Annotated in this window: 12 protein-coding genes; 6 read left to right on the top strand and 6 right to left on the bottom strand. The window is 37.6% G+C overall.

Features of this window, described 5'->3' with window-relative positions:
* Positions 1–24: 24 nt before the first annotated feature.
* The 4 genes from waaA to rfaD form a co-directional block, all read right to left on the bottom strand.
* Positions 25–1,332 (bottom strand): lipid IV(A) 3-deoxy-D-manno-octulosonic acid transferase, encoded by a 1,308-nt coding sequence (waaA, locus tag HWV00_RS00855; protein ID WP_211684293.1) that lies wholly within the window; start codon positions 1,330–1,332, stop codon positions 25–27.
* A 62-nt stretch (positions 1,333–1,394) separates the two neighbouring features.
* Positions 1,395–2,351: a glycosyl transferase family 90 gene (locus tag HWV00_RS00860; protein ID WP_211684294.1), complete on the bottom strand. Its 957-nt coding sequence runs from the start codon at positions 2,349–2,351 to the stop codon at positions 1,395–1,397.
* A 34-nt stretch (positions 2,352–2,385) separates the two neighbouring features.
* Entirely contained in the window at positions 2,386–3,414 is a 1,029-nt protein-coding gene (gene waaF / locus HWV00_RS00865) for a lipopolysaccharide heptosyltransferase II (protein ID WP_211684295.1), read from the bottom strand.
* Position 3,415: 1 nt separating this feature from the next.
* A complete protein-coding gene (gene rfaD / locus HWV00_RS00870; protein WP_211684296.1) occupies positions 3,416–4,369 on the bottom strand; it encodes an ADP-glyceromanno-heptose 6-epimerase in 954 nt (317 codons plus the stop codon).
* 173 nt (positions 4,370–4,542) lie between these two features.
* Between rfaD and glpE the strand changes: the two genes are divergently transcribed.
* The 3 genes from glpE to hldE are packed head-to-tail and all read left to right on the top strand — an operon-like array spanning position 4,543 to position 7,156.
* A complete protein-coding gene (glpE, locus tag HWV00_RS00875) occupies positions 4,543–4,860 on the top strand; it encodes a thiosulfate sulfurtransferase GlpE (protein WP_211684297.1) in 318 nt (105 codons plus the stop codon).
* A gap of 8 nt (positions 4,861–4,868) precedes the next feature.
* The gene (gene glpG, locus HWV00_RS00880) at positions 4,869–5,717 is read left to right on the top strand and encodes a rhomboid family intramembrane serine protease GlpG (RefSeq protein WP_211684298.1); all 849 of its coding nucleotides are present in this window, start codon (positions 4,869–4,871) and stop codon (positions 5,715–5,717) included.
* A gap of 17 nt (positions 5,718–5,734) precedes the next feature.
* Positions 5,735–7,156: a bifunctional D-glycero-beta-D-manno-heptose-7-phosphate kinase/D-glycero-beta-D-manno-heptose 1-phosphate adenylyltransferase HldE gene (gene hldE / locus HWV00_RS00885; protein WP_211684299.1), complete on the top strand. Its 1,422-nt coding sequence runs from the start codon at positions 5,735–5,737 to the stop codon at positions 7,154–7,156.
* 111 nt (positions 7,157–7,267) lie between these two features.
* On the opposite strand, the gene HWV00_RS00890 is transcribed toward hldE, so the two are convergent.
* Positions 7,268–7,672 carry a flagellar basal body-associated FliL family protein gene (locus tag HWV00_RS00890; RefSeq protein ID WP_211684300.1) on the bottom strand — a complete coding sequence of 135 codons (405 nt, stop codon included), beginning with the start codon at positions 7,670–7,672 and terminating at the stop codon, positions 7,268–7,270.
* A 173-nt stretch (positions 7,673–7,845) separates the two neighbouring features.
* On the opposite strand from HWV00_RS00890, the gene HWV00_RS00895 reads away from it, so the two are divergent.
* Both HWV00_RS00895 and ubiA read left to right on the top strand, forming a co-directional pair.
* Positions 7,846–8,442 carry a chorismate lyase gene (locus HWV00_RS00895; RefSeq protein ID WP_211684301.1) on the top strand — a complete coding sequence of 199 codons (597 nt, stop codon included), beginning with the start codon at positions 7,846–7,848 and terminating at the stop codon, positions 8,440–8,442.
* A gap of 18 nt (positions 8,443–8,460) precedes the next feature.
* Positions 8,461–9,321, top strand: a complete 861-nt coding sequence (ubiA, locus tag HWV00_RS00900) for a 4-hydroxybenzoate octaprenyltransferase (RefSeq protein WP_211684302.1) — start codon at positions 8,461–8,463, stop codon at positions 9,319–9,321.
* 89 nt (positions 9,322–9,410) lie between these two features.
* Here ubiA and plsB read toward each other — a convergent pair whose 3' ends face one another.
* On the bottom strand, positions 9,411–11,846 hold the full coding sequence (gene plsB, locus HWV00_RS00905) for a glycerol-3-phosphate 1-O-acyltransferase PlsB (protein ID WP_255554862.1): 2,436 nt from the start codon (positions 11,844–11,846) through the stop codon (positions 9,411–9,413).
* A 197-nt stretch (positions 11,847–12,043) separates the two neighbouring features.
* Here plsB and lexA point away from each other — a divergent pair, with 197 nt between their 5' ends.
* Positions 12,044–12,667 carry a transcriptional repressor LexA gene (gene lexA / locus HWV00_RS00910; RefSeq protein ID WP_211686261.1) on the top strand — a complete coding sequence of 208 codons (624 nt, stop codon included), beginning with the start codon at positions 12,044–12,046 and terminating at the stop codon, positions 12,665–12,667.
* The last annotated feature ends 158 nt before the right edge of the window (positions 12,668–12,825 follow it).

Consider the following 12,825-nt stretch of genomic DNA (forward strand, 5'->3'; position numbering starts at 1 on the left):
TATTGATTATTGAAATACATTGGATTATTTAGACTGTGTAGGCGCAATTATTTGATCAATTAAGTCGGTTAATTTTTGCATTATCCTTGTTAAAGCGCCTTTATTTTTATCAACAACATGCTTGGCTTGTAATCCCATTTCTATCGCAGTGTCAGGTTGTGATATTAACTCATTTATCTTGTTCGCTAATTCAATCTCATTATTTATAACTGCGGCACCATTACTGTTGAGTAGTTGTGCTGTTACATCTGCGAAATTATAATAACTGGGTCCCGTGATGCACGGCTTAGATAATGCTGCTGGTTCTAATAAATTATGTCCACCGACTTTATCACCAATTAAACTTCCTCCCATAAAACAAATATCACTAGCGGCGAGTAATATTGGCATTTCACCCATACTATCCCCGACATAAATATCGGTGTTGCTTAGGTCATCTGTAAGGCGTGTGTGACTACGTCGTAGGGTGCAAGGGAACTTCTCTGAGCAAAGAGCAGTAACATCGTCAAAACGCTCTGGGTGGCGAGGTACGAGTATTAATAGCGCGTTAGCATGTTGCAGTTTTACTTTTTCAAATGCAGCTAATACGATTTCATCTTCACCTTTATGTGTACTTGAGGCTATTATGACTGCGCGTTGTTGCCCAAGTTGTTGACGTAGCAATAATCCTTGATTAATGATGTCATCAGAGAATTGAATATCAAATTTAACTGTGCCTGTTACAGACAACTTATCAGGGTTTAAACCCAATGTTTTAAAACGGTGCTGATCGTCTTCGTCCTGGCATAATATATGGTTTATTTTTTGTAATGGTGCTGAGAACAAAGATTGAAAACGTTGATATTTTTGTTGTGACTTTTCAGATAATCGTGCATTAACCACAATTGTAGGAATATTTTTATTCTCACAAATCGTCAGCATATTTGGCCATAGCTCTGTTTCCATGATCAAACAAAGCGAGGGTTGCATACGAGCAATGAATTGTTTTATTGCACAGGGATAATCGGCGGGGAAGTATCTGTGTTCTATATTGCCAGATAAAGCTTCAACACGCTCTGCACCCGTACTTGTAGTGGTGGTTATGAGTAATGGTAGCTCTGGGTAGTGTTGCTGTAAGGCGTTAATAATGGGCGTTGCAGCAATAACTTCCCCTACCGATACAGCATGGACCCAGATAGGTTTTTTTGAATTAGTTAATTCAGGACAGATGCCAACGAACTCTTTCCAGCGATTACCAACGGGCGGTTTACCTTTCTTTGTCTTTAATAATAAAGAAAATATTAACGGTGATGTTGCATAAAGTAATGTGGTGTAAAGAGTTCGGCTTAGCATCGTCTCGTCTTTTTTAGCTCAGTATAATTGTAAACTATACTTGGTTATATGGTATAGGCGTTCTAACATTGGCCCGATAATTTAAAATATTTTTCTAATACTAACTGTGATATTAATAATTCTTGTTTTTCATCTTTAAATTGCATGACATGCTGATGTGCATTATCTATAATTTTTTGAGCTTGATCTGGATGTGCGATGTAGTATTCGACCTTTTCGTTAAAATTGGAATAATCATCTTTTAATTCAACATAGTGTACACCAGCTTCTAATTTACCTTCCATAAACCAGGTTTCATAAACAGGTTTACACATCATACATAGTGAGTTTGATGACATAGCCCATTTTAAGTTAGTTGCAACATCATTACCTTCTACGCATAATAAAAATTTATGCTGTAATTGTTCTACAATAGATAGCTCATTTTTTTCCCACTTTGAAATAGAGCCTGTTTTATTTGTTTTTCCTATGTCACAAAATTTATTTTCGTAAAGTTCGTTAAACATAGTAACGCGGTGTAGTTGATGCTTTTCATGCACTTTACCTCGCCATACTGCGGTATTTGATTTTTCTGAAAAAGACAGCTTATCGTTAATAAAGTTAAAGTGTCTGACACTATCTAGCTTCATTATTACTGAGTTTTCATTATTATCCGCAATAGGCCTAGATTTTACTATTGTCGCAGTATCTTCGATGGTGATTACATCGCCAAATAAATAGCTAAACTTTAACGTTAAAGAGAAGGAATTCAGAACTCTTTGTAGGTCAAAAAAATAAGCGCTATTACCTTTGAGTTTATAGTCTTTAATTTGGACTGCATTTTCTGAAAGAGAAAAAGCAGTTTTGTGTTTTAAATAATAATCAACTCGGCTATGTAGATAATTTTCCTGCTTCGCATTGATATTTTTTATTGATTTATTTCTACGAATAATATGTAAAGCGCGAGGAACTGCCGTGCTAACTAAGCTTTTTATATAAAATGTAAGCTTATTATTTTTTTTAAAGTGTAGTTTTTTCATTATGTTCTAATGCTTTTTATTTGTATAAATGAGTTTAATTATTACTGTTATCTATAATATCAATAACCATATCCGCAGTAATTTTCTCTAAACAGTTCAAGTGACCATATTTACATTGTTTTTGGAAACAAGGACTACACTCTATGTCTGCCTGTAACGCTGTGGCTTTATCCGTTAACGGTGGCGTATAAAGTGGTGATGTTGAGGTATAAACACCAATTACTTCATTACCTAGAGCTGCTGCAACGTGCATTAGACCTGAATCATTACTAATTGTTTTCTCTGCATAAGCCATTAAGTCAATCGCTTCAGATAGCGATGTTGTGCCTGCTAAATTATGACAATGTTGTTTTTTCTCAGTAGACAGTTTAGCGATGATGTCATCACCAACCGCAGTATCTTTATTAGAACCAAATATCCAGACTTGCCACCCCAATTGAATCATATGCTCTGTGACTTGTGCATAGGATGCTGCTGGCCATTTTTTTGTTGGTCCAAATTCAGCGCCTGGTGACAAAGCTAGCACTTTACGTTCGGTATTCAGCTGCATTTTTTGTAATGCGTCAACTTGATCACTCACGTTTATTTTAAATACAGGGTTAGGTAAATTAGGAATTTGTTTGTGATCAGACATTAATTCCTTTGCATAAGCGAGTGCGTCGTAACGCTCTACCATTAATGGAAAGTCTTTTTTATTCGTGCGGATATCATTGATAATCCCGTAACGACTTTCTCCTTTCCACGCGGTGCGTTTAGGAATACCTGCAAACCAAGGAATAAGCGCTGATTTATAAGAATTAGGTTGAATAATTGCCCAATCATAATTCTCAGCCGCGAGTGACTTGCCTATCGCACGACGCTTGAAAAATTCAAAGTCACCGTGACCTAGCGGCATTTTTATTGCCTTATTTACCTCTGGCATACGAGATAATAGCGGTCGGCACCAGTCTGGCGCCATTACATCAATAATAGCGTCTGGATACTGCTGTTTTAAAGATATGTATAAACTTTGTGACATTACCATGTCACCGACCCATGACGGGCCGATCACTAATATTTTCATACTAATTATTTAACCATTCTAAATATTCGGCAGTACCTTCAGCAACAGTTTTAAATTCATCGCTGTAACCAGCTTTGCGTAAGTTAGTTAAATCAGCTTGAGTGAAACTCTGGTAGCGACCTTTCAAATGTTCAGGGAACGGAATATATTCAGAAGTCCCTTTACCGTGATGCTTAATTGCAGCATCTGCTACAGCTTGGAAAGGTTCTGAGCGACCTGTACCTAGATTAAAGATACCTGATATATTCGGATTGTCTAAGAACCATAGGTTAACTTTACAAACATCACCAACATAAACAAAATCACGCATCTGTCCGCCATCACCATAGCCATCACAACCAGCAAATAATTTTGGATTTTCACCTTTGTTCATTTGTGTATTTAGGTGGAATGCAACACTTGCCATAGAGCCTTTATGTTGCTCTCTTGGACCGTATACATTGAAATAACGGAAACCAACAATTTGTGATTGTGCTTGTGGTAGTAAACGACGAACGTAGTTATCAAATTGTAGTTTTGAGTAACCATATACGTTTAATGGCTTTTCAAATTCAGGGTTTTCAATGAAGTTAGCATTACGGCCGCCATAAGTTGCAGCAGATGATGCATATAGGAAAGGGATCTTACGTTTTAAGCAATAATGTAAAAGGTCTTTAGAGTACTCATAATTATTTTCCATCATCAATTTACCATCCCACTCTGTTGTTGCAGAGATAGCGCCTTCATGGAAAATTGCATCAATACCACCTAAAAGAGCGAAATCATCACCAGCGTTAATACGTGAGCGGAATTCATCTTTATCTAAATAGTCGGCAATATCGAGATCAACAATATTAACGAATTTAGTGCCATCAGAAAGATCATCAACAACAAGGATATCTGTTCTACCTTTCTCATTAAGTGATTTAACTATGTTACTACCAATAAAACCTGCACCACCAGTGACTACTATCATGTTCAATTCTCTCTTTATTTACGCTCTTTGTGAGGCGGAGTACTTAAGTGATTAATATGTTATTATCTTATCATAAGTTTCTGTATGGCTCACTAAGGGTTAAAGTAGTTTTATGCTTTAACTATGCTCAGAGATAATGCAATATTTTATGAATATGTAAGGATAATTCAACAATGCAATTTAGACATATTTCAATTAACGAAGTTCAACAATTAGTCAGTGATAGCACTGGCGCTAAAATTGTCGATATCCGTGATCCACAATCATTCACAGATGCCCATATAGAAGATTCATTACATTTAACGGATTCAACTTTAGGGCTGTTTATGCAGGAAACTGATTTTGAGACGCCAGTTGTTGTGGTTTGCTATCATGGCCGTAGTAGCCAAGGCGCGGCACAATACCTCGTGGAACAAGGTTTTGAAAATGTATATAGCATGGATGGCGGTTTTGAAGCGTGGCGCAGAGAATATGCGTTTGTAACAAAATAGGTAATAGCATGATAGAAATAGGCGTAATTAATAATCCGCGTATGGCTCAAGCGTTTGTGGATTATTTAGCAGTAAAAAAAATAGATGCAAAAGTAGCTCAAACTGAAGAAGGTTTTGCTATTTGTTTGCCTGCAATGACACATGTTGAGATGGCATCAGAAGAATTAGATTTGTTTTTAGCTAACCCGTATCAAGATAAGTACCAAGCAGCATCTTGGGATGTTGCAGATACGCGTACGGCAAATTTTAATTATACTTCGGGTAATATGGCTGCCAATTTTCTAATGCATGCGGGTAAGGTTACTTTAGTTATTTTTACATTGAGCCTACTTGTATTTGCTGCCATGTATTTTAGCATGCTGACCCAAAATGAATTTATTTATGCGGCGTTACACTTTCCTTTTGATTTGAGCTTTACGTCACTGGCTGAATTTTGGCGTTTGTTTACGCCTGCTATCATGCATTTTTCAGTCTTACACCTAGTATTTAATTTATTATGGTGGTGGTACCTTGGTGGCTTGATTGAAAATAAAATGGGCAGTAAGAAATTATTGCTGTTGTTTTTAGTTGCTGCGTTAATCCCTAATATTGGTCAGTTTTTATTATCTGGGCCCAATTTTGGTGGTTTATCGGGTGTAGTTTATGCCTTAGTCGGTTATATTTGGTGGACTGGCTGGTTAGCGCCAGAGCAAGGTATTAGTTTACCAAAACCGTATATTGGTTTTATGTTGGTGTGGTTAGTACTCGGGTTTTTCCCACTATTTGGTCTTAATGTGGCGAATGCGGCGCATGTACTTGGTTTAGTTGTTGGGTGTGGCCAAGCATTTTTAGATCATAAATTTAAATCTTTTAATTAGAAATTATCGAGAGAATAATGGAAGTCATTTTACCTGATTTTACTCAAGCAAGTATTTTGGTCGTTGGCGATGTAATGTTAGATCGCTATTGGAATGGTGATGCTAGTCGTATATCACCTGAAGCACCTGTCCCGGTGGTTAAGGTTGAACATATTGAAGAGCGTCCGGGTGGGGCGGCAAACGTTGCGCTTAATATTGCGGCTCTTGGTGCGAATTCAACATTACTAGGCTTAACGGGTAAGGATGAAGCTGCACAGGCATTAACGAATCAAATGGATGCTGTTAATGTTCGTTGTGATTTTCAGCAACTTGATAATTATCCGACGATTACTAAATTACGTGTTTTAAGTCGTAATCAGCAACTTATTCGCTTAGATTTTGAAAATGGTTTTGAAGGTATCGATCATCAACCATTATTAGCTAAAGTTGCAACTGGTTTACAGACGCATAAAGTCATGATCGTGTCAGACTACAATAAAGGCGCATTGGTTGAAGTTCAGCAGATGATCCAAGCTGCAAAACAGCAGGGTGTGAAAGTTTTTGTTGATCCAAAAGGGTGTGACTTTGAGAAGTACCGTGGTGCAACATTATTAACGCCAAATCTATCTGAATTTGAAGCGGTCGTTGGTCATTGTAAAAGTGAAGAGGATTTGGTTGAGAAAGGCCGAAAATTAATTGCTGAACACGACTTCGAAGCGTTATTGGTTACACGTAGTGAAAAGGGCATGACGTTAATTCGAGCTGGGCAAGATGAATTCCATCTGCCTGCACTAGCGCAAGAAGTATATGATGTAACTGGTGCCGGTGATACGGTTATTTCTGTGTTAGCCGCTGCAGTATCTGCAGGTTCTTCATTGGAACAAGCATGTGCATTAGCAAACGCAGGAGCAAGTGTTGTTGTTGCTAAAATTGGTACTTCGACAGTTAGCCCTATTGAATTAGCTAATTCAGTGTATGGCTCTCATGAAAGCGGCTTTGGTGTGCTGACTGAAGAGCAACTAAAGATCGCGGTTAAATCAGCTAAATTACGTGGCGAGAATATTGTCATGACAAATGGCTGTTTTGATATTCTTCATGCTGGTCATGTTTCTTATCTAAACTCAGCACGTAAATTGGGACAACGTTTAATCCTTGCTGTTAACTCTGATGCATCAGTTCGTGGCCTAAAAGGTGCTGGTCGTCCGGTTAATACTTGTGACCGTCGCATGACAGTACTTGCAGCGTTAGGTGCTGTTGATTGGGTTGTTGAATTTACGGAAGAAACTCCGGAGCGTTTAATTACAGAGTTGTTACCTGATGTATTAGTGAAAGGTGGCGATTATAAAGTTGAAGAGATTGCTGGTCATAAGCAAGTGCTTGCGAATGGCGGTAAAGTTAATATTTTACAGTTTGAAGATGGTTGTTCAACGACTGCGATCATTAACGCAATCAAAAGTTAATTAGCCATTTACCTGGGTTGTTAACAAATTAAATTGATAAAGGAGTTGGCTAAATGGCTAACTCCTTTTTTATGAGTGTGGTATTGGTTCAGTTACTGTTTATTGTAATAACTACATTAATAAATATTTGGTAAATAATAAATTCTCGATAACCGCTTCACCGCTTTCTTGCTTTAATAAACTATTAACTTCATTTTGAATCATCTTTCGGACCTCTTCTCTACCAGTCAGAGAGCGTAAATGCTGTGGTGATTGTTGGCCTAATAATGAAATTATTTTATCTCTGATTAACGGTTCATGTTTTTCTATTACATCTAAGCTTTTATTATCTGCGAGCATAAATTCTATTGATACACTGATAAAACCAATCTTGTTCGTTTCACTGATATAGTTCGTAATAATATCAGGCTCTAAGCCAAAATAAATATACACGGGCTTATTACTATCGTTGGCTGATACGGCTGCGGATGAGAGCGATGCTGTTATCATGCATAAGAGCCAGAGTAATTTTTTCATTGACCGTATCCTTAGTTAAATGAGGCGTGAAAGAAGTTAGATTGATGGTCAGTATACTCACTTTCAAATGATTAATTAAATAAATCAGTCAACAAGTTGTGTCCCTGCTTACAATCTTGGTCTGAATAGCAGATAATTACGCCAGATTTCGTTGTAAAAAAGCAATTTATAATATGTCAGATAATATAAATAATACTCAGATGTGTGAACCTACATTATCAAGCGGCCCTATTGGGTGCGATTCAAAATGGCGATGGCCAACCATATTAGAAGAAACTCTATCTACGCGGCTTTATGATTGGTTAGTTGATACTGGTTCATTAACGACAAGGTTGAAGCAATATTGCCAGACGTTTACAGTTGAAGTATTAACGGAGGGTCATTATCCACTGTCCGACGACGAAAAAATAAAATTAAATCTAACGGATAATATCGGTTTTGTACGCGAAGTTTTACTGAAACTTGATGGTACGGCTTGGGTCTTTGCACGTAGTGTTATGCCGTCAAATACACTGACTGCACCAGGCGCTGAACTCGATAAATTGGGTAATCGTTCACTCGGTAGCGTATTATTTAACGCGCCAGACATGCAGCGTAGTGAAATTGAAATTGCTGAGTTTGATTCTCAGAGTAAGATATATTCCCTGTCTCATTTATTTTCTTCAGAGCCTAAAGCATCTTTATTTGGTCGTCGTTCATGTTTTTTATTAGGCGGAAAATCATTGCTTGTTGCTGAAGTTTTTTTACCTGATGCTTTGGCATATAAATAATAGAAGGATGTTAACTACATGTCGATTATGACATCAAAGATGAAAGATTACATACAGCTTACTCGTATGGATAAACCGATTGGTACTTTACTGTTAATGTGGCCAACACTTTGGGCATTATGGATTGCAGCTGAAGGAATGCCTAAATTAGATGTTCTACTTGTATTTACATTGGGCGTTATTTTTATGCGTGCAGCAGGTTGTGTCATTAATGATTTTGCAGACCGCCGTGTTGATGGACATGTAAAACGCACTGAAAATAGACCACTTGCAGCAGGGCGGATCTCAAGTCGTGCAGCATTGATATTTTTCTTTGCTCTCACGCTATTAGCATTTCTACTTGTGTTAACCATGAATACGCTGACGATAATGTTATCGTTTGTCGCAGTTGTGCTGGCTGCGAGCTACCCCTTCATGAAGCGCTATACTCATCTTCCTCAAGTTGTATTAGGGATGGCATTTGGTTGGGCTATTCCGATGGGGTTTGCTGCGCAGTTAGACACAGTACCGAGCTATGCATGGTTATTGTTTGTAGCCAATATTTTATGGACAGTCGCTTATGACACCTTGTATGCGATGGTAGATCGAGATGATGATTTAAAAATTGGCATCAAATCTACAGCTATTTTGTTTGGTGATAAAGATAAGTTGATTGTTGGTTTACTGCAATTATCATCATTATTATGCCTTGGTATTCTTGGTTGGTTATTAGTATTGCCGACGGTGTATTTTGTTGGGTTAACAGTTGTAGCTGGCTTGTTTGTATATCAACAAAGTTTGATTGTGAATCGTGATAGAGAATCTTGTTTTAAAGCTTTCTTACATAATAACTATGTTGGAATGGCTATTTTTGCAGGTATTTTTTTAAGTTATGTTTAAGTTTTTAGCTTAATGAAAAGTAGATAAATAAAAAAGGAGCCGAGGCTCCTTTTTTATTACGTACAATAATGAGATTTTATTATGTTAGTTTAGGCATCATTAGTCTGTTGGCTAAGCATTACATCAGATATCGTTTGCTTAACTTCTAGAGTCGTTAGGCTTCTTACTGTATTTGATAATTTAGCGATCTTATCCGCTTTAGCTGTACCTGTATCAGATAAGTAATCCAACTCTTGTAGCTTTTCAATAAAGATAGCAAACACTTTCTTATCAAAGAATTCTGGTGCACTAACACCATTGAGTGACGATAAACGTTCAGCAATGAGCTGGCTACGGTCTTCAAGTTTCTTCTTCTCAATAACTTGGTCATGCTCTAATACAGTCAGTACAATAGAGTAACGTTGTAATGTTTCTTGGATACTTGCAGCAAGTAATTTCAGTGACATTAAACGTTCAGCTACTGGCGTGATCACATCATTATTATTTTCAATTAGACCTTGTTGCTGCATTTCACTTAACGTGTCAGTAACGCAATCATCCAATTCATCATCTGAATATTTTAAGAACAGTTCAGCTTGAATTAAAGGATAAAGTTGACGTACTTTCGCGTTAATTTCTTGCACATTAATTTGTGGTCTTTCTGACGCGATAGCCGCGATTAATGAAGGTACTGCAAACAGGTGTAAAATATTATTACGATAGAAGGTTAACAGTACTGCTTGTTCGTATGACATCGACAGCATCTGGCCTAAACTATCTTCACGCACTGTGAACTTTTTCAGTGAGATTGCTTGGTCCAGAATTTCTTCGGCACTGTTTTCTGGCAAAGTACTGAATTCACTATAAGGGTTATTACGCAGTAATTTTAGGTAGCTATCAATTTGCTTCACTAAAATTTCTCGGCTTAACGCCTTGTGTGGTGCCGCGTGTAAAATTAATGCACAAATCGTTAATGCATTTACAGCCGCCGCATTATTAATTTTCACCATTACCTGATTAGCAAGATCGCGTGTCGTTTGGTGTAACCATTGAGGCTGCTCTTCAACCGGCATATTCATATCATCACGCCAATTTTCAACGTGTTTATTTAAATATTGGTTAAGGTTAATTGGCTCGCCAAAGTTCACAAATGCCTGGCCGTAGTTTTTTAATTTTTTAGCGATCCCAAATACTTGGAACATGCTTTCTTTTTTCTTATTCGCACCAGACAATTCTTTTACGTAAGTGCTTACTTCCATTACATGATCGTAACCGAGGTATACAGGAACCAAGGTTATTGGTCGGCTTTGCTCTCTTAGCATTGCCTGTAACGTCATATTAAGCATACCTGTTTTTGGTGGTAATAAACGACCTGTTCGGCTTCGACCACCTTCAGTAAAGAATTCTACCGAATAACCTTTAGAGAATAATAAGCTGAGGTATTCTCTAAAAATGGTCGCGTAAAGTTTATTGCCTTTAAATGTACGGCGTAAGAAGAACGCACCACCGCGACGGAACATGGGGCCCGCAGGGAAGAAGTTAAGGTTAATACCAGCTGCGATATGTGGCGGTATCAAGCCTTCGTTATAAATAACGTAAGAAATAAGTAAGTAATCCATGTGGCTACGATGGCAAGGCATGAATACAATTTCATGACCGTCGGCAGCAAGTTTACGTACTTGTTCTGCGTTGTTAACCTTGATACCGCTATAGATTTTGTTCCATAGCCATGTCATGAAGTTACTTGTATTTTTAACTAGCTTATATGAGAAATCACTCGCGATTTCATCAATATAATCATTGGCGCGTTTTTCAGCTTTTTGTGCGGAAATATTTTGCTCTGCGATCTCTACTTGAATCGCTTTTTTCACTTCAGGGTTACGCAGTAATTGCTCAAAAAGTTGGTAGCGATTAGGTAGTTTTGGTCCCGATGCCGCTAGTTTTTGACGGCTGAAATGAATTTTTGCAACACGAATTAATTTTTGAACAATTTTTTCATCAGTACCGTGTTGATCTGCCATGAAACGCAATGATACGGGTTTGTTAAAACGAACTAAATTATCTTTACGGTTAAGACCAACAATGAACGTTTTACGTAAACGGCTTGGAGAAATACTATTCGCTAATGACAGTAACGGTACCTGACCTTCTTTACCTGGTGCGCGGCCCCAAAAAAGAGCGACTGGCATTAACTGTATATCAAGTGCTTTGTCGTCTTTATGCAAGCGTAATAATTGCTGAAACTCATTGAAAAACACATCGGTATCTTTCACTTGGCCAAAGAGTGGCGCAGGGTTATCTAGACAAACATAACTGGGAATTATAACCCCGTTAACTTTTATTGGTGTGAGTGGATCCGGTAAGCCTAGTTCTTTACAGGCGCGTTGCAATGCAACCAGATCGGTCATTGATTTAGTTTTTAATGCATACACGATAGGACGTGTTAAATCTAAATTCAGCGCATTAACTGGATTATCTGGAACATATTGAGATTTAACTAAGCCATTAACGAAACTTCGACTTAACATTGACGGTGTTTGTTGCATAGGAGTTATCATTCTGTTGTTAAAAATGCGAGAGTGCTTACTCCAATAATATCAGATGTGTAGGCATAAATCTGTGTTTAAGCACCTGCAAACGATTAATTCATTATTATGCGGATATCATCACTGCTGATATTGCAAACTGATTATTACTGTATATAATTACAAGAAACTGTATATAAAACCAGTTAGGGTTCATGATGAAAGCATTAACACAAAGACAAGCAGAAGTATTTGCATTAGTTAAGCAACATATTAAAAATACAGGTATGCCACCTACTCGAGCTGAAATCGCGAAAGAGCTTGGTTTTCGTTCTCCTAATGCAGCAGAAGAACATTTAAAAGCATTAGCACGAAAAGGCCATATTGAAATTTTAGCGGGCACTTCTCGAGGTATTCGTTTGTTGGTTGATGCCGAAGACGCGAGCAATGATAGCGGTTTACCTTTAATCGGGCAGGTTGCAGCCGGCGAGCCAATTTTAGCGCAAGAACACATTGAAGCGCACTACAATGTCGATCCTTCAATGTTTACACCGACAGCTGATTTTTTACTGCGTGTACGCGGTGAGAGTATGCGTAATATTGGTATTATGGATGGCGATTTATTAGCGGTACATAAAACGAAGAATATTAGTAAAGGCCAAGTTGTTGTTGCACGTGTAGATGATGAAGTAACAGTGAAACGTTTTGAACAACAAGGCTGTGAAATTTTGCTGCATCCAGAGAACGATGAAATGAGCACTATTCGTGTTGATCTAAACTTTCAACATTTTGATATAGAAGGTGTTGCTGTTGGTATTATCCGTAATACTGATTGGATGTAATCACATTTTTCGTCCATACTTCTGAGGAGAGATAATAAATAATCTGATTATTCATTATCTCTCTTATCTCTCTTATCTCTCTTATCTTCCTTATTTCCTTCTTTTTCGTTCCCCCAAATCTAAAAATCATTTTCTAATTTTGCTCTAACGTCACAGTT

Origin of the sequence: Moritella sp. 24 (assembly GCF_018219155.1) — a bacterium.
Lineage (GTDB): Bacteria > Pseudomonadota > Gammaproteobacteria > Enterobacterales > Moritellaceae > Moritella.